The sequence below is a fragment of the Halomonas sp. 3D7M genome (assembly GCF_014897885.1).
Taxonomy (GTDB): domain Bacteria; phylum Pseudomonadota; class Gammaproteobacteria; order Pseudomonadales; family Halomonadaceae; genus Vreelandella.
In genome coordinates this window covers 1-16,830 of the sequence record NZ_JABUZF010000238.1, presented here as the reverse complement: position 1 = coordinate 16,830, position 16,830 = coordinate 1, and the positions used below count along the sequence as shown (strand labels likewise).

Genomic DNA, 16,830 nt, shown 5'->3' with positions numbered 1-16,830 from the left:
GCTGCCTTGGGCGACGTTGTCGTAGACGGTTTTTTCCAGCTCTAGACCGGCACGCAATTGATCGAAATAGGCGACCTTTAAATTGGTCCCCAACTGAACACTACCTTCTGTTGGCGCAAGCTCGCCTAGCAAGATTTTCAGCAGCGTTGTTTTACCTGCACCGTTGCGACCAAGGAAACCAATGCGGTCGCCACGCATCACTTCAAGATTCACATCACGTAGAATGACATCATTGCCAAAGCGCTGTGTTACGCCTTTCAGCTCGACTACCCGCTTGCCAGTACGCTCGCCGCTGTCGACATTGAGGTTGGCAGTTCCCTGACGCTCACGTCGCTGGCTACGCTCTAAACGCATCTGCTCAAGCTCCCGCACACGTCCTTCGTTGCGTGTACGCCGCGCTTTGACGCCTTGACGAATCCAGACTTCTTCTTGGGCCAGTTTTTTATCGAAAAGCGCATTTTCCCGCGCTTCTACTTCTAGCTCGTGCTGCTTACGCTCTTGATACTCGGCATAGTTACCGGGATAACGGCCAAGCTTACCTCGGTCTAGCTCAAGGATCGTGGTGGCCAGCTTAGATAAAAAAGCACGGTCGTGGGTAATCAGTAATACCGCGCCGTTGAAGGCCAGCAGTTGCTCTTCCAACCAAGCAATCGTATCTAGATCGAGATGGTTGGTAGGCTCGTCAAGAAGCAGCAAGTCCGGCTCAGAAACCAAGGCACGCGCCAACGCAACACGGCGGCGCCAGCCACCGGAAAGCGCGCTCATTTCAGCTTCAGGGGGTAACCCTAAACGGGTGAGTACAACGTCAATGCTCTGATGGAAAGACCAGCCGTCGATGGCCTCGATGCGGGTTTGCAGCTTGGCCATACGGTTCATGTCGGGGTCTGGATCATTGATCAGGTGCTGGTATTCAGAAAGCAATTCTCCCGCTTCCGGCAGCCCCTGAGCAACCATGTCAAAAATCGTCATGCCTGAGGATTCAGGCAGCTCCTGGGACAATACGCCAATCTTCAAGCCCGGCGCACGCCAAATGGAACCATCATCGGCATGAATATCGCCCGCGACTAGTTTTAATAGCGTTGATTTACCGGTGCCGTTGCGCCCGACCAGCGCCAGCCGCTCGCCTTTTTCAACCGTTAGGTCGGCGCGGTTAAGCAGTACTTGGGTGCCGTAAGCGAGTTGCAGCTGTTCGAGTCGTAACAAGGTCACGCAGTGTCCTCCTTCATCATGAGGCGCACAGTGTAACGCATGCGCTCGCGTTAAGGAGAGCCCTTATAGAGCCAAACGACACATCGTGCTAACGTCCCACCATCACGTGATAATAACAAGGTAGCGCCAAGCTACTCGTTTAGGGCTGACATCGTGACCGTTACTGTCTCAATGCACTTTGTGAACGAACTACTGTGTGGCTTACCCGCCACTGAGCATTCCCCTGTCCGCTACCTAGAGCTTGCTGGAATTTCCCCCTTTCTACTCAGCGCACCGAACGGCCGAGTCACTGTTGAACAGTTTGCCGAGCTTTACCGTCTCCTCGCCCTTGAGCTAGATGATGAGACGCCATGCTTTTTCTCCAGGCCGCTACGCTGTGGAACGCTAAAGCTGCTGTGCTTGAGCTTGCTAGATGCGCCTACGCTGCATGTTGCGCTTCACCGCTATACGCAGTTTTTTCGAATTCTATTAGATGATTTCGGCTACGACTTTACCATTGAAGGCGACTTTGCTCGGATGGCGCTTGAAGAACGCGCACCGCTTCATGGCAGTCGCATATTGATTCATGAATTGATGTTGAAACTGTTTCACGGTATCGCCTCCTGGATGATCGCACGCAAAATTCCACCTATCTTGATGGAGTGCGGCTACGCCCAACCCGCTCACAGTGCTGACTATCTCTACTTCTATCCCGGCAAGCTAAAATTTGATCAACCGCAAACAGCTGTTTACTTTGATAAGGTGTTTCTGAACCACCCCATACGTCAAACCAAACAGCATCTTGGCGCATTTCTACAACGCGCACCGGCTGACTGGTTCTACGTCTCTTTTGAAGATCGTTTGATTACGCACCGCGTTCGCGAACATCTTAGCCGCCACTTACCCACCTCATGCACGGTTCAGCATGTGGCAGACGCGTTACATATGTCTGTGCGCACACTCTCAAGACACTTGAAACTTGAAGGTACCCATTTCCAAGCGGTTAAAGACGAATACCGTCGCGACTATGCTATTCAAGCACTCACTCGCAGCACACAGCCACTGACAGCCATTGCAGAAAAACTAGGATTTGAAGACTTGGCTTGTCTTAGCCGAGCGTTTAAACAGTGGACGGGGAATTCACCCGCCGCTTACCGCAAGGCGCAAACGGCGGGCATAAAACGCTAGCGTTTATATCTCAGTGCGAATGCGCTTTTTATCCAGCTTACCGACACTGGTTTTAGGAATTTCATCTACGAAGCGAATCAACGATGGAATGCCCCAGCGGTTGATGCTGCCCTGTTCGACGAACTGCTCCATAAACGCCTGTACCTCTTCTGCCGTGGGCGGGTTATTGACATCGCTGGGAACAACGAGCGCTGCTGGACGCTCACCCCATTTATCATCCGTAACGCCAATGACCGCCACTTCCGCCACACCTGGGCATTGGCTGATATAGCTTTCCAACTCAAGTGAAGAGAGCCACTCTCCACCGGTTTTGATGATATCTTTAATACGGTCGCTAATGGCCAAGAAACCATGCTCATCAATCGAGCCAACATCACCGGTATGCAGCCATCCATCCCGCCAAAGCTCTTCACTGCGTTTCTCTTCTTTGTAGTACGCCTGGGTTAACCAGGGTGCCTGGGCACGCACTTCACCGACACTGACGCCATCATGGGGTAACGGTTCTCCATTGGCATCAACCACCTGCAATTTCACTAGGGGCACGGGTAAACCAGCCTTACACCGCCAGGGAAGCTGCGTTTCAAAATCAGCTTCGGCAACATCCTGAGGCAAAATATCAGCGGTTAGCAGCGGACAGGTTTCTGACATGCCGTAAGCACTACGTGTATCAATGCCGAGTGACCAAGCACGGCTAGCCAGGGCTTGGGTTAGCGCACTGCCGCCCACAAGCACCTTCCAACCAGTTAAATCAATTTTTTTCGATGCGATAGCGTCAGCGCTCACCACCATATTTAACAGCGTTGGCACACAGTGGGAGAAATCGACCTTTTCGTTCACCAGCAGTTTGACCAACATTTCCGGCTCATAGCGGCCAGGGTAGACCTGGGTCGCTCCCATCAACGTGGCGGTGTAAGGCACTCCCCACGCATGCACATGGAACATCGGCGTGATGGGCATGTATACCTTGTCACGGTTGAGCAGCTCACAACCCGGTGCTTGGAAGGTACTGGCTTCACCTAGTGTGTGCAGAACTAATTGGCGGTGGGTAAAAAACACTCCTTTCGGGTTGCCGGTGGTGCCCGTCGTGTAGAACAGCGTAGCCACTGCATTTTCATCAAAAATAGGGAACTCGTAATGAGTTGGCTGCTCACTTAACAACGCCTCAAACTCACCCACTAATGGCAGCGACGTGCTGACGGTGCTTTGTGTTTCTTGACTCGCCGCATCTTGGCAAAGTAGGTAACCGCGTATATTAGGTAGTTGATCAGCCAGCGGCTCCAGTAGCGGTACGAAATCCTCATGTACCAGTACAAAGACGTCTTCAGCGTGCTCCATCGTGTAGTGAATTTGCTCAGGCGCCAAACGTACATTGACGGTGTGTAGCACGGCACCCATCATGGGAATGGCAAAAAAGCACTCTAAATAGCGATGGCTGTCCCAGTCCAGCACCGCCACCACATCACCAGCCTGAACGCCCTGTGCTGTTAGCGTATGGGCAAGCTGGTGTACCCGCTCACGAAAACGTTGATAGTCATGACGGCTCTGGTCTCGATAAACAATCTGGTTGTTCCCTGCCATTCGAACACCGGACTCAAGTAAGTCGCTAATTAACAGCGGCGAGCTAGTCGCAGACGGCGTAGAAGGAAGTATTTTTGGCGTTATCGTAGACATAAAACACACCTGTCGATTGTTATTGGAAAACCGTTTGTTATTCGCGCTCTATTAGCAGCGCAATGCCCTGCCCACCGCCGATACACAGCGTGATCAAACCATAGCGGCCCTGACGTCGCTCCAATTCGTGTAAGGCTTTTAGAATCAAGATGGCACCGGTCGCGCCTACTGGATGGCCGAGCGCCACCGCACCACCATTCGGGTTTAGTTTTTCCAATGGGAAACCCAGCGTATCGGCAACCGCCAATGCTTGCGCCGCGAACGCTTCATTGGACTCAATCACATCAATGTCATTGATCGTCAGCCCTGCCTGCTGGAGGCAGCGTTTCACCGCAGGGATTGGCCCTAACCCCATTACCGAAGGCTCCACGCCGGCGGTGGTTGCCACGCGCAGTCGCGCCCTAACCGTTAAATTGCGCTGCTGTGCTTCATCAGCATGCGCCAGCACCAAGGTCGCTGCGCCATCGTTGATTCCAGAGGCATTGCCTGCCGTAACCACTCCCTCTTTTTTAAAGGCCGGTTTAAGCCGTGCTAAATCGCTTAACTCAACGCCTTCTCGCACATGCTCATCACGGGCAAAGGAAACCGTCTGTTTTCCTTTTGTCACCTCAACAGGCACGATTTGCGCGTCAAAATACCCTTCTGCAATGGCTTTTGCCGCCTTACGATGGCTATCCACCGCAAACTGATCTAGCTGCTCGCGGCTTAAGCCATACTGCTTGGCGATATTTTCAGCGGTCATTCCCATATGTCCGCTGCCAAATGGATCACTAAGAATGCCGAGGGTAAGATCCTGGATATTGGCATCGCCAAGGCGTATGCCATTGCGTGCTTGGGGCGGCAGTAGATAAGCGCCCCGCGACATCGACTCAGCCCCACCTGCCAATGCTAAGCGGCTGTCGCCCAGAGCGATTTGCTGCGCAGCGGATATCACTGCCTGCACGCCGGAACCACATAACCGGTTAACATTAAAGGCACCGGCTTCTTTCGGCACACCCGCACTCAACGCGATATGACGGGCAAGATAGGCATCTTCTGGGCTAGTGGTAATAATATGGCCATACACAGAGTGATCGATATCAGCGCCAGCAATGCCCGCACGGCGCAATGCTTCCTGAGCAGTGATAGTGCCTAACGCATGGGGCGCGAAAGATGAGAGCGACCCACCAAACCCGCCAATAGCGGTGCGAGCACCGCTTACAATAACAACGCTATCCAGTTGCATAATCTCTCCTTAGTAATAACGCACAGCGGAAAAGGACTTAAGAAAAGCGCTTAAGCCACTTTGCCCAACAGCGAGCGTGCGACCACTTCTTTCATAATCTCAGAACTACCGGCGTAAATAGTTTGCACGCGGGCGTCTAAATAGAAGCGTGAAATGGGATATTCATGGGTGTAGCCATAACCACCAAACAGCTGAAGGCACCGATCAACAGCACGACACTGCAGCTCGCTAAGCTGTAATTTGAGTATCGCGGCCTCGGTACTTGTCATCGTGCCGTGGCGGTACCTATTAACGCACTGGTCGAAGTAAGCTCGCGCGACATCCAGCTGTGCCTTGATCTCAGCCAGCGTAAAGCGGGTATTTTGAAAGTCGGCCACGCGCTGACCAAACGCGTGACGTTGGGTAACGTAATCAAGCGTTAATGCCAACGCGCCCTCTACCGCGCCAAGCGCTTGCGCGCCTACGCCTAAGCGCTCCCGGGGCAGCTCTTGCATTAGATAGCGAAACCCAGCGCCCTCTTCCCCTAATAAGGCACTGTTAGGCAGTTGCAGCTGGTCAAATGCTAGTTCTGCCGTATCGCTGGCGTGCTGGCCAATTTTCTTAATGGGCTTGCCACGGGAAAAACCGGCAAGTGACGTATCAACCAAAAACAGCGAGACCCCTTTTGCACCTGCACTGGGGTCTGTTTTTGCACAGACAATAACGAGATCGGCCACTTGGCCATTGGTAATAAACAGCTTGCTGCCGTTGAGCAGCCACCCATCGGCTGTTTTGGTGGCGCGGGTTTTCATCGCTGCCAAGTCACTGCCAGCATGCGGCTCGCTCATGGCAATCGCCCCCAACCACTCCCCGCTTGCCATGCGGGGTAGCCAGGTTTCGCGCTGTTCATCAGTGGCTAAATTTTGCAGGTAAGGCATCACGATATTGGCGTGAATGTTGTAAGCGCTGGCTAGCCCACCAAACCCTTGCCGAGACATCTCCTCCAGTGCCAGTTGGGTGATGGCAATATCGGCACCTGAGCCACCATAGGTCTCATCAAGATCAATCCCCAATAGACCAGCGGCACCCAGCGCTAGCCATAAAGAGCGCGGTATTTCACCGTCCGCTTCCCACTGGTCATAGAAAGGTGCCACTTCCTGCGCTAAGCAGCGGCTGATCATGTCATGAAACAGCGCCTGTGTTTGCTCGTCCATGCTCACTCCTTTAGGTCTTGGCGCAGGTGACGTTTAAGAATTTTACCTGCGGTGCTTTTTGGCAGAGCCTCTGCAAACACCACACGCTTAGGAACTTTGTAGGGTGCAATCAAGTTTTTTGTATGGAGGATAAGTTCATCCTCGCTAACCACTTGCCCCTCTTTCACCACAACGACGGCGGTAATCGCTTCAATCCACTTTTCGTCAGGCAGCCCCACCACCGCTACTTCCGAAATAGCCGAGTGCTTAAACAGCGCCTCTTCCACCTCACGGCTGGCAACCAGCACGCCCCCCGTATTGATAACGTCTTTAATCCGGTCCACGACATATAAATAGCCTGCTTCATCGAAGTAGCCCACATCACCAGAGTGAAACCAGCCGCCTTGGAAAGACTCAGCGGTCATCTCCGGCTTATCCCAGTAGCCCGTCATTAACTGCGGCGAACGATGGACAATCTCGCCATGCTCACCGGGGGCAACGTCGTTCATTTCCAAATCAACAATGCGCGTTTCCACCGTAAGTATCGGCCGTCCCGCCGACGCAGGACGCTCTGCATGCTCATCTGGACGTAATACCGTTGCCAAGGGGGCAATTTCACTCTGCCCGTAGCAGTTATATAAACCAACGCCGGAGAAACGCTGCTGCATCTCTTCCAACACAGGCACCGGCATGATCGAGGCACCGTAGTACGCCTTCTTGAGCGAAGTTAAATCAAGCCGATCAACGTCAGGATGACGTAGCAAACTGATCCACACCGTGGGCGGCGCAAAAAAAGATACGATTTTTTGTTCGGTAATTGTCGCCAGACAGCTATCCGGAAGCGGTGCTTCAAGCAAATGAATGGGGGCGCCCAGTAGTAAAGCTGGCATCAAAAAAACGTGCATTTGTGCGGAGTGGTAAAGTGGAAGAGCGGCCAACATGGCGTCACTTCCCTTGATATCCAACTCCACCATGCAGGCCATATATTCCGCCATCAGCGCTTGGTGGGTCATCATTGCCGCTTTAGGCGCTGCTGTTGTGCCAGAGGTATAGAGCAGCTGTGCCAAACTGCTTCCCTCTACGGCGACCGCTGGCTCCCTTGTTGATGGCGAGGAATGCACATAAGCCAAGACATCAAAACGACCTAACGGGATATCTTGTTGATCAGCATGCAGTGTTCCATTGACCGTTAATGCTAAACCCTGGGTTGCCTGCTGCACTTTGTCAGCTAACGAACTATCGCTTAGCACTCCTTTCGCCCCGGACTGTTCAAGGATATAGCGCAGTTCATCACTACTTAGCGCAAAGTTAATAGGCACATGTACTAAGCCCGCTTTAGTGGCAGCAAGCCAGGCAATGACATAGGCATCGGAGTTTTTACCGTATACCGCCAACCGATCCCCAGGAGAAAGACCGGCCTTTAACAAGCCACTGGCTACGCTGTTAGCGGCATTGTTAAGCGATTGATAGTTCCAGGTTCGTTCACCAAACGTTAGTGCGAGTTGCTGAGAATATTTGCGAGCGCTGCGGTTTAGCGCAGCGCCAATCGTATTACGGTGAATTAAGGGTGTCTGTTCCATGCCAAGTCCTTATTGTTATGTGTTGTTAGGGCTTCAGCGTTTTACGAATTGTTGACGAGTGGGCAAACGCTTTCAGAAAGTGGCCGGAATGCTTCCTCGGCGGGAATCGTGCGCACAACTCTGAAGAGGTCATCCTCATCGACTGACTCTTCCGGTGTTTTCACTTCAACGAGATACATGTCATGAACCATACGGCCGTCCTCACGAATGTAGCCGTTCGTTGCAAAAATATCGTTAATGGGGGTATCGGCCATCTGCTGACGAACGGTTTGCGTGTCGTCTGTTCCGGCCGCTTCAATGGCTTCTAAATAGTGGCGGGTGCTGGAATAGAGCCCTGCGTGCACCATAGTCGGCATGCTGCCGGTGCGCTCACGGAAACGCTCTGCCCAAGCGCGTGTTTCATCAGTTAAGTCGTAATACCATGCTTTAGTGAACTGCAGCCCTTGAGCGCTCTCCAACCCAATGCTGCGTATATCAGTACTGAACAGCACCATGCCTGCTAGAATCTGTCCGGCTTGAGTAATGCCAAATTCGCCTGCCGTTTGAACGGCATTGATGGTGTCCCCACCGGCATTATTGAGCGCAATCACATCAGCACCCGATGCCTGGGCTTGCAGCATGAAAGAGGAAAAGTCATTGTTCGGAAAGGGGTGGCGCGCGCTACCTACTATCGTTCCACCGTTTTCGATGACCACACGCTCGACATCCGCTTCAAGTGCATGGCCAAATGAATAGTCGGCACTGAGCAAATACCAGTTTTTATAGCCTTCCTGCGTAATGGCTTTGGCCGTACCGTTAGACATCGCCCAGGTATCGTAAACCCAGTGAATATGGTTGGGAGAGCAGTGCTCGTTAGTGACACTCGAAGAAACAGCACCGTTCACTAAGCCAAGTTTATCCGCCTCTTCTAACAAGCCTACTGCTGCTAATGTAACCGATGAAGCCACTAGGCCAGTGACCATGTCGACATTGCGTTCATCAATCCATTCACGCACCACGCTTGAGCCAACGTCAGGGCTATTGCGATCATCAGCGCTAAAGACGACAACTTGGGCACCGTGTACGCTGCCACCAATATCTTCAATTGCCATCTCAATGGCGTCTTGCCCTAATGGGCCTATGGGATCACGATAAACACCCGACATATCAGCTAGATAACCAATACGGATTTCATTATCTGAAATACCTTCATTGGCGGCCACGCTGGGCGCATAGCTAGCCGTAATGACCGCAGCCGATAGCGCAGAAATAGCGAAATGACGTGATAAATGCATGCTTTTCACCTGTCTATTGTTGTTATTAAAAGAGCCTTAAGCCCGATTTATTTCATGCTTCATCCTCATGTTAAAAGTAAAAACTGCTTTACTGTTTACCTATCGAGCCAGTTTTTTTGCAATTCGTGCCATTCGAATGAGATATCCATCCGGGATAGACCATTAGTCGTTGTTACTCTCCAGCGTTACAATGGCATTTCACAGCTGGCTAAATAATTAACGAGAGCTGGCTGCTATCGAATCTTTAACTGACACTGGGAGTGTGACGCTTGGCGACAAGTGCTGTGGATAGTTTTTTACCCGAGGCGCTGCAGTTTCGTTCTGGTGCCCCCTTGGTGGATATCGGCGCTAACCTGACTCACGAGAGCTTTCAGCGTGATTTAGCTGATGTCATTGCGCGGGCGAAAGCGGCCAATGTAGCTACCTTAATAGTGACGGGTACTGATATTGAACACGCTGAGCAAGCCGTAGAGCTGGCTAAACAGACCCCAGGAATATATGCCACTGCCGGGGTTCACCCACACGATGCTAGCGGGTGGAGTAGTGATGTGGCGCGCCAGTTGAAAGCGCTTCATCAAAAACCTGAAGTGGTTGCCGTGGGCGAGTGTGGACTGGACTTTAATCGCAATTTTTCAACGCCTCACGAGCAAGAGCGAGCGTTTGAAGCTCAGTTGGCGCTCGCTGCTGAAAGTGGCTTACCGCTATTTTTGCACGAACGCGACGCGGGGCAACGAATGCGTGAAATGCTGCATAGCTGGCGAGATGATATCAGCCAAGCCGTTATTCACTGCTTCACCGCTGATCGAGATACGCTGCACGGCTATCTCGATTTAGATCTTCATATTGGCTTAACCGGCTGGATTTGTGATGAGCGCAGAGGTCATCACCTTCGCTCAATAGTGAAAGATATTCCGTTAGAAAGGTTAATGGTAGAGACTGACTGTCCTTACCTGCTGCCTCGCAATCTTCCAGCCAAACTAAAAGGACGCCGTCACGAGCCAGCCTTGCTACCATGGATTGTAAGAGAGATTGCCCAGTGGCATGACGTGACTGAAACCGAGCTGGGGAACGCAACAACCCGCACTGCCCAGCATTTTTTCCGCCTTGATGCGGAAGCTTAAAAGGAGCGAAGCGTGGCTGATTACCCAGGATTTATTGCCATTGAGACGGGCGAAGATGACGGCTTGCCGCTGGCTATTGCCTGGTCTCTACCTGATGGTCGCATTAAGCAAACACTCATTCAGCCTGACGATAGCTGGATCAGTGAAGACACGAACGTGATGGGTTCTTATAGCATTGAAGAGCTAGAAAGCCTCGGCGTCAGCCCTTTGGATGTAATACGTGAACTAGAGACCGATCACTTCTCGGCTACGCTGTATACCAGCGATAACGGTGAGGATGAAGCAGCACTGGCTCGACTCTTTGACACCTATGGCTTGGATCCTTTTGTTGAATTAGCGCCGGCACAGGTGCTTTATGAAGCGATTAGCGCGAGAGATTGGCACCGCTTACGCAGCGAAATTTTTAACGACATGGGGCTCGAACCGATGCGGCCCGAGCACGAAATTGAAGTAATGCTAACGCTGCACAAACAGCTTACCGAGAAAGACTAAGCCGACGCGACCAGCGCCACGTCAAGTTCTCGCTGCCCCTGTTTAATGGCCTGAACTAAAGTATCTTGATGCTGATAATAGCGTGTCAACGCGATAAAGAAAGCGTTGGCACGCAATGGCAGTCCCTCTTCTAAATAACGTGCTGCTCTGGCATCTACTTTGTTGGCAAACGCATCCCGATCGACCTCAACGTCCCCACCTAAATTATCTACACTAACGTGGAATGTGCGTCCGCAGGCGTGGGTAAACAGCTTTTCCAGCGCCTGCGGGGCAATCTCCGCTTGTTCGAAGGCGTGCTGCTGCTGAGCGTCGCGCCCATCAGGCAAGTACCAGTATCCGTAATCTTCCAACTGCCGACGCTTCTCTCCTGCGATGCACCAGTGGCTGATCTCGTGCAGCGCACTAGCAAAAAAGCCGCGCGCAAAAATCACCTGATGATAAGGTGTTTCAGATGTAGCTGGGCGATATAGGGGTTCATCGCCACCTTTGATTAATCGCGTCTGATAACGTGCTAAAAACACACCATCAAACAGCGCCGTTATGTCGTGAAGCGTCCAACGCTCCTGCTCGTGAGTCACTATATACCTACGTCGTCGTTCATTTCGTAAAGTATACCCGCGCCTTGTCCAGATGATAAAGAGATGGCAAATCATTAGACAGCTACCGAGATCCTAGTAACTCCTGCTACTCTATCGGCTTTTGTTGGGTCACTTTGCTAAACAGGAAACATACCGTGGGCGGCTTTACTAGCAATATAAAATCCATCTATTGGCCAGAAACACGCACGTTGGTAGCGTTAGCACTACCCATCTGTGGTGCTCAACTCGCACAGGCGGGTATGAGCGTGGTCGACGTCATCATGACCGGCAGGCATAACGCCACCGACTTAGCTGCCGTTTCGGTTGGCTCAAGCCTGTGGATGCCACTGATGCTATTTATGACCGGTACATTAATGGGCCTTACGCCTATCGTGGCGCACCTTTTGGGTGGCAAGCGAAACAGTGATATTCGCCCTGCGGTTCACCAGGCACTGTGGGTCGCATTAGTACTCGGTTTCACTGCCGCTATATTGCTGTGGACAGTCGTGACACCTATCTTCGAACTTATGGGGGTGCCTCCAGCGGTTGCAAGAGAGTCTGCTGCCTACCTTTCCGCGGTTGCCTTCGGCATGCCCGGAATCGCCTTGTTTCAGGCGCTTAGAGCCTTTTCAGATGGCATGAATCACACCCGCCCCGCGTTATGGATTAGTTTAGTGGGATTAACCGTTAATATTCCCAGTAACTATTTACTTATCTATGGCGGCGATGGCCTAGTTAATCTATTGGGTGATGGATTACCCAGCGCTCTGCAACAGCTACCGGCACTAGGCGCATTCGGCTGCGGCATCGCCACAGCACTCTCGATGTGGACAATGGCCGTTGCAATGGCTCTCTATACCCGTAAAGGACACGCCTATCAAAGCGTCTCGATTTGGCAAACGCTAACCCCACCAACACTGTCCGGCATCCGTGAGCTTGTCGTAGTGGGTATGCCCATCGGTGTGGCTATTTTCGTGGAAGTGACGTTATTTACCCTGATAGCCTTGTTTATTGCCAGCTTTGGAGAGGTCACAGTCGGGGCTCACCAAATCGCCCTAAGCTTCACGTCTATTCTCTTTATGCTGCCGATGTCATTGAGCATGGCACTTACCGTACGCGTTGGTAATACATTGGGCCAACAACGTTCTGCTATGGCGCGCACTGTTGCTTGGAACGGTATCGTGATCAGTGTCATTGTGGCCGTCATCAACAGTACATTACTTTGGTTTACAGCGGTGCCGGTGATTTCGTTGTACACCTCCAATGCCGACATCCAGGCTTTGGCGCTCACCATCATATCCCTGGCAGTAATTTTCCAGCTATCCGATTCACTTCAAGTCAACTTAGCAGGTGCATTACGAGGTTATAAAGACACCCGAATCGTGATGGTCATTACCGTACTTTCTTACTGGATTGTCGGTTTAGGCGGTGGTCACTGGCTAGGAACTCACGGTCTAGGCGGCATGTCTGCCCCATTGGGAGTGCATGGTTACTGGATGGGCCTGATTGCGGGGCTCAGCACAGCCGCACTATTACTTGCTTGGCGGTTAAAGTGGATTAGCCAACAGGAGTAAGCAATGGCGCTCTACCCACAACTTATATTATGGCTGACTGCCAGTGCCAGCTTGCTACTAGTGAGCTGCGGAAACAATGGTGCTGAACAGCCTTGGGTAGAGTATCACCAACAGCTCACTAGCGACCTTGCAATTGCCGATATTGAGCGTCACCCTCCACCTAATATTGGTAAATTTCCTGAACGTCGAGAGCGGCTATTCAATATTCCTGAAACCCGAGAGGGTATGCTCAATATCTATGCGTTACGTGAGTGTCAGATAACATCACTCATTGCAGCGCGGAACAATCAGTTGGGGCGCGTTGCTCCCCCTAGCCAGCACTGGCTTTACGAACGCGCACTATGGCAACGCCTAAGTGCCTGCTGGAACAGTGATGTTCCTGACGGCCTAAGTGATGACAATAAGGCGCGGTTGGCTGAACTAACTGAGCTTAAGACAGAACAGCTACCAGCGGTCAGCTGGAATGCCATTTTTGATTCTGAAGAGTGGGAAAAAAGCTTTTCTCGAGCAAGTGCCCCCCTAAACAGCGCTGAACTACCTAATATTGACAATCAACTGGTTGCCGTTGATTACCTTGAGCGAATGGTGACGCACCAATTTAGCCAAGCATGGCAACAGGACTCTTCAGCACTTGAAAACCACCTTAAAGCGCTGCAAGAGAGGCCATTAACAGCAGAAATTTTACGCACACTGTTACTCGCCCACCAACGCTTAACGGAGGCAAACGTAGCACTTGAGTCAACGCGCTTAACGACTAGTGAATGCCTTCAAGATGATTTTCCAGCAGGATTTAATCAAGTTGAGCAGGTTTCCCTCAAGTGGCTTACAGCAATTAACCGACTAATTAATGCCCACCAAATAATGCCACCTGAAGTGGTTAAAAACTATCAGAACACTTGGTTATCATTGAACAACCCACAGGCTCCCTGGCAGCAACTTCAACAAGTAAAAGCACAACACCAAGCGTTGCGAGATCAATTTGCTAGCTGCTCCGATAATTAAAAATCACAAACCCCCTTAACCTTCTGGGCAACCTGTGCTATTGGTGAACTAAGTGGTAGGCAGCATACGCTGTTTACCGATGTCGTGACCACGCAGCACAAGGAGGGACATTATGGGCGCATCCCTGTCACCCCGCTCTGCCCAGGTCATCGACCTGGAAACCGTGCGTCAGCGTCAGCAGGCGCAAAAATGTTTGATCCGCCTAGCCCCTGAGCTAGATGGGTTAGAGATGGTCTACCAGCTCGCTGCGAGTCCCGACACGTATTACGGCCTACCTGTTTTGGCCTGGGGGCTACAAGAGAACGGTAACGTCATTGGCCTTGTGCCATGGATGGAGAAGCTCGCTGCTTGTCATGAACTCGACAGCCATGAAAATGGCCAGTTTATTGGCTACCGCGATCCAGAAACCGAAGAAATTTTCGCCCTTCCTCCTGATCATAAATACGACGAGCTAATGGCTTCAGCCAGTTACTTCGAGTATGAAGCTTCAGGAGAGGTTACGCTGATTCAACAGCTTCCAGACACCCTTGGCACTTATGCTTTATGCATGAATCATCCCGATGCACCCTGGAATATGAAGCAAGTCTATGGATGGCGTCTCTATAGCGATGGAAGTGTTGAAGCAGTTCTTGCCGATGAACAGCAAGCCACGATGTCTCCCATCCTACTGGGTGACAAGTGCCTTTACGATGCCCACTCCCGCCATCGCACGGTTTACTTTTTTCAACGCCATATCGCTAGCCGCATAATGGATGAAGACCCCGCGACACTGGAAGCTTTGGCGATGATGGTTGTTCCAAATAAAGAGGGGTGATCTTAACTAAGCACTTGCGAGGCTACCCAATCAAAGCCAGAGCCTGAAGCCAATATTAATGGCTAGCCTCGCATAGCTACAGAAGCTTTACGCTAGGCGAATAAAATACACGTAGTGGTCATCAGACTCCTCTTGCTGCAGTAGCTGGTGTCCCAAAAATTGACAAAATTTTGGCACATCGCGAGTCGTTGCGGGGTCTGTTGCTATTACCTTCAACACCTGCCCTGGCGTCATATCACGCACCTTGTTATGCATTAACATAATAGGTTCAGGGCAATATAAACCCGTTGTGTCTAACGATGCATCAAAGGCACTTGGGTCATACGTATTATCAGTCATCTACAATCTCGTTTAGGAAACAGACAGCATGATCAAAGTAATCATTGAACGGCGTATTATGCCTGGCCTGGAAGAAGAATATGAACTGGCTGCCCGCGAAGCAATGCGCGTTTCACTTGGCGTACGAGGATTTGTCGGTGGAGAAACGCTCGTCGAACTTGGCCATACAGATCGCCGCCTGATGATTACCAAATGGCGCGATCTTCGCGCTTGGAAAGAGTGGCATTCAAGTGAAGCACGTGCAGCGGCCATGCAGAGCATCCTACCTCTATTAACAGAAGATGAAACTGTCCGCGTGTACGAGCCAGGCTGTTAACACCCTCACGCTACTCCGCCTACCTTTCAATTAGTGAGCGAGCCTTACATGAACCGTCACTTCTTCCCGATCATGGTAGAGGTGGCGGCATGTAATCGTAGCGCGCACTCCCGCCGTTTCCAACGCATCTTCCAAAGTGCTAATACAGCGATTAACCTCGTCCCAGCGTTTCTTCATGGGCAGTTTTAAATTAAAAATTGCCTCTCGACACCATTTGCGAGTTAACCATCTTTCCACCATTGCTAACACGCGCACAGGCTTATCGACGATATCACAAACTAGCCAATCCATTCGTTGCGGCGGTTCCCAAGTAAATCCATCTTCTTTAAGATGATCTAACTGTCCCGTAGCCATTAGCTGCTTGTCCATTGGCCCATTATCAATGGCATAAACATACATGCCACGCTGGACTAACTGCCAAGTCCAACCACCTGGGGAGGCCCCTAAATCCGCTGCCTGCATATGATCCGCAAGCCTTGTATCCCACTCTTCTCGTGGAATAAACTCATGCCATGCCTCTTCTAACTTCAGCGTTGATCGGCTTGGTGCACGAGATGGGAAACGTAGGTGGCGTATACCATTAATCAGCTCACTTCGATTGTCAGGAAAACTCATACCCAACTGAACACGATCACCATCTGTCCAGAAAATATGTAAACGACGTGCACCGGCTTTACCGCGTAGTGCGCCCCGTTTTTTTAGCATACTCTGCAATGGCTTAGTCAGCGCTTTAATTAAGCCTGCCAATGCTTTGCCATCATTGGTATCTGGCGTTTCGTGCCAAATTTCTTCAAAACTCCAACGACTCGACTTTACCTGATCGAGAATAGCCGTAAGCCTATCATCTCGGGACAGCGTGAGCGCAGGCAGTGCAGCTAGACTTTGACGAGCAAAAATAAGTTGCTTAAACGCCGCTTTACGATGCAAATCATTAATCGGCTCTTTATCTAAGCGCGTTAAACTCACCCAACCTTCGCCTTGTGCAGGTTCGCAACTCACCTCGTGCTGTTTGGCGTGGTGTTGCATTTCAGCCAGAGCGTCGCTTTCAACCCCTGGGCGGCAATAGACAAGCCACGATGTGGGTACTGTTTCACTCACCCTTTCACCTCGAAAGTAATTTCATGTCATAGGTGAACATCTATTCAGAATAAAATGCCCCCGCTAATCGCCGCATCATAGCACTTTCTTTCAAATGCTTTCTAAGTAGTGAGATTAGTAGCGATAATTTATCTGCTTGATGCACTTAAAGCATTATCAGTGACCAACAAAAAACCCCAGCTTCAATTGAAGCTGGGG

General features: G+C 51.2%; 16 protein-coding genes (1 of these 16 only partly in view). 7 read left to right on the top strand and 9 right to left on the bottom strand.

Annotated features, from left to right (window positions below; translation table 11 throughout):
- On the bottom strand, positions 1-1,209 hold the 5' portion of the coding sequence (locus INT22_RS13525) for an ATP-binding cassette domain-containing protein (protein WP_193068418.1). The gene continues 732 nt to the left of window position 1, outside the view; 1,209 of the gene's 1,941 nt are visible here — the first part of the coding sequence; it begins with the start codon at positions 1,207-1,209; its stop codon lies off the left edge, out of view.
- Between the two features lie 153 nt (positions 1,210-1,362).
- On the opposite strand from INT22_RS13525, the gene INT22_RS13520 reads away from it, so the two are divergent.
- Positions 1,363-2,376, top strand: coding sequence for an AraC family transcriptional regulator (locus INT22_RS13520; protein ID WP_172420436.1), 1,014 nt, complete (start codon positions 1,363-1,365; stop codon positions 2,374-2,376).
- Between the two features lie 3 nt (positions 2,377-2,379).
- Here INT22_RS13520 and INT22_RS13515 read toward each other — a convergent pair whose 3' ends face one another.
- From INT22_RS13515 to INT22_RS13495, 5 genes are read right to left on the bottom strand one after another with little or no spacing between them, the layout of a single operon-like run.
- Positions 2,380-4,047 carry a fatty acid--CoA ligase gene (locus INT22_RS13515; RefSeq protein ID WP_193068417.1) on the bottom strand — a complete coding sequence of 556 codons (1,668 nt, stop codon included), beginning with the start codon at positions 4,045-4,047 and terminating at the stop codon, positions 2,380-2,382.
- Positions 4,048-4,084: 37 nt separating this feature from the next.
- The gene (gene bktB / locus INT22_RS13510) at positions 4,085-5,272 is read right to left on the bottom strand and encodes a beta-ketothiolase BktB (RefSeq protein ID WP_193068416.1); all 1,188 of its coding nucleotides are present in this window, start codon (positions 5,270-5,272) and stop codon (positions 4,085-4,087) included.
- 50 nt (positions 5,273-5,322) lie between these two features.
- Positions 5,323-6,465: an acyl-CoA dehydrogenase family protein gene (locus INT22_RS13505; protein WP_193068415.1), complete on the bottom strand. Its 1,143-nt coding sequence runs from the start codon at positions 6,463-6,465 to the stop codon at positions 5,323-5,325.
- A 2-nt stretch (positions 6,466-6,467) separates the two neighbouring features.
- Entirely contained in the window at positions 6,468-8,024 is a 1,557-nt protein-coding gene (locus INT22_RS13500) for a fatty acyl-CoA synthetase (RefSeq protein WP_193068414.1), read from the bottom strand.
- Positions 8,025-8,065: 41 nt separating this feature from the next.
- On the bottom strand, positions 8,066-9,298 hold the full coding sequence (locus INT22_RS13495; protein WP_193068413.1) for an ABC transporter substrate-binding protein: 1,233 nt from the start codon (positions 9,296-9,298) through the stop codon (positions 8,066-8,068).
- A 269-nt stretch (positions 9,299-9,567) separates the two neighbouring features.
- Here INT22_RS13495 and INT22_RS13490 point away from each other — a divergent pair, with 269 nt between their 5' ends.
- Both INT22_RS13490 and INT22_RS13485 read left to right on the top strand, forming a co-directional pair.
- Positions 9,568-10,419 (top strand): TatD family hydrolase, encoded by an 852-nt coding sequence (locus tag INT22_RS13490; protein WP_193068412.1) that lies wholly within the window; start codon positions 9,568-9,570, stop codon positions 10,417-10,419.
- Between the two features lie 12 nt (positions 10,420-10,431).
- Positions 10,432-10,911: a hypothetical protein gene (locus INT22_RS13485; RefSeq protein WP_038483013.1), complete on the top strand. Its 480-nt coding sequence runs from the start codon at positions 10,432-10,434 to the stop codon at positions 10,909-10,911.
- On the opposite strand, the gene INT22_RS13480 is transcribed toward INT22_RS13485, so the two are convergent.
- The gene (locus INT22_RS13480; RefSeq protein WP_193068411.1) at positions 10,908-11,489 is read right to left on the bottom strand and encodes an elongation factor P hydroxylase; all 582 of its coding nucleotides are present in this window, start codon (positions 11,487-11,489) and stop codon (positions 10,908-10,910) included. The two genes, INT22_RS13485 and INT22_RS13480, sit on opposite strands and share 4 nt — an antisense overlap.
- 155 nt (positions 11,490-11,644) lie before the next feature.
- Here INT22_RS13480 and INT22_RS13475 point away from each other — a divergent pair, with 155 nt between their 5' ends.
- The 3 genes from INT22_RS13475 to INT22_RS13465 all read left to right on the top strand — a co-directional run bounded on the left by INT22_RS13475 (position 11,645) and on the right by INT22_RS13465 (position 14,879).
- On the top strand, positions 11,645-13,063 hold the full coding sequence (locus tag INT22_RS13475; RefSeq protein ID WP_193068410.1) for an MATE family efflux transporter: 1,419 nt from the start codon (positions 11,645-11,647) through the stop codon (positions 13,061-13,063).
- A gap of 3 nt (positions 13,064-13,066) precedes the next feature.
- Positions 13,067-14,065, top strand: coding sequence for a DUF3080 family protein (locus INT22_RS13470; protein WP_193068409.1), 999 nt, complete (start codon positions 13,067-13,069; stop codon positions 14,063-14,065).
- A gap of 112 nt (positions 14,066-14,177) precedes the next feature.
- On the top strand, positions 14,178-14,879 hold the full coding sequence (locus INT22_RS13465; RefSeq protein ID WP_193068408.1) for a hypothetical protein: 702 nt from the start codon (positions 14,178-14,180) through the stop codon (positions 14,877-14,879).
- A gap of 87 nt (positions 14,880-14,966) precedes the next feature.
- On the opposite strand, the gene tusA is transcribed toward INT22_RS13465, so the two are convergent.
- Positions 14,967-15,218 (bottom strand): sulfurtransferase TusA, encoded by a 252-nt coding sequence (gene tusA, locus INT22_RS13460; RefSeq protein WP_089037637.1) that lies wholly within the window; start codon positions 15,216-15,218, stop codon positions 14,967-14,969.
- Between the two features lie 28 nt (positions 15,219-15,246).
- Between tusA and INT22_RS13455 the strand changes: the two genes are divergently transcribed.
- Positions 15,247-15,534, top strand: a complete 288-nt coding sequence (locus INT22_RS13455) for an antibiotic biosynthesis monooxygenase family protein (protein WP_089037636.1) — start codon at positions 15,247-15,249, stop codon at positions 15,532-15,534.
- Positions 15,535-15,564: 30 nt separating this feature from the next.
- Here INT22_RS13455 and rlmM read toward each other — a convergent pair whose 3' ends face one another.
- Positions 15,565-16,632 (bottom strand): 23S rRNA (cytidine(2498)-2'-O)-methyltransferase RlmM, encoded by a 1,068-nt coding sequence (rlmM, locus tag INT22_RS13450; RefSeq protein ID WP_193068407.1) that lies wholly within the window; start codon positions 16,630-16,632, stop codon positions 15,565-15,567.
- Positions 16,633-16,830 lie beyond the last annotated feature (198 nt).

Excerpts from the sequence above, each read along its gene's own strand:
- INT22_RS13515 (WP_193068417.1), bottom strand. The coding sequence starts at position 4,047 with ATGTCTACGATAACGCCAAAAATACTTCCTTCTACGCCGTCTGCGACT.
- bktB (WP_193068416.1), bottom strand. The coding sequence starts at position 5,272 with ATGCAACTGGATAGCGTTGTTATTGTAAGCGGTGCTCGCACCGCTATT.
- INT22_RS13505 (WP_193068415.1), bottom strand. The coding sequence starts at position 6,465 with ATGGACGAGCAAACACAGGCGCTGTTTCATGACATGATCAGCCGCTGC.
- INT22_RS13500 (WP_193068414.1), bottom strand. The coding sequence starts at position 8,024 with ATGGAACAGACACCCTTAATTCACCGTAATACGATTGGCGCTGCGCTA.
- INT22_RS13495 (WP_193068413.1), bottom strand. The coding sequence starts at position 9,298 with ATGCATTTATCACGTCATTTCGCTATTTCTGCGCTATCGGCTGCGGTC.
- INT22_RS13470 (WP_193068409.1), top strand. The coding sequence starts at position 13,067 with ATGGCGCTCTACCCACAACTTATATTATGGCTGACTGCCAGTGCCAGC.
- INT22_RS13465 (WP_193068408.1), top strand. The coding sequence starts at position 14,178 with ATGGGCGCATCCCTGTCACCCCGCTCTGCCCAGGTCATCGACCTGGAA.
- tusA (WP_089037637.1), bottom strand. The coding sequence starts at position 15,218 with ATGACTGATAATACGTATGACCCAAGTGCCTTTGATGCATCGTTAGAC.
- INT22_RS13455 (WP_089037636.1), top strand. The coding sequence starts at position 15,247 with ATGATCAAAGTAATCATTGAACGGCGTATTATGCCTGGCCTGGAAGAA.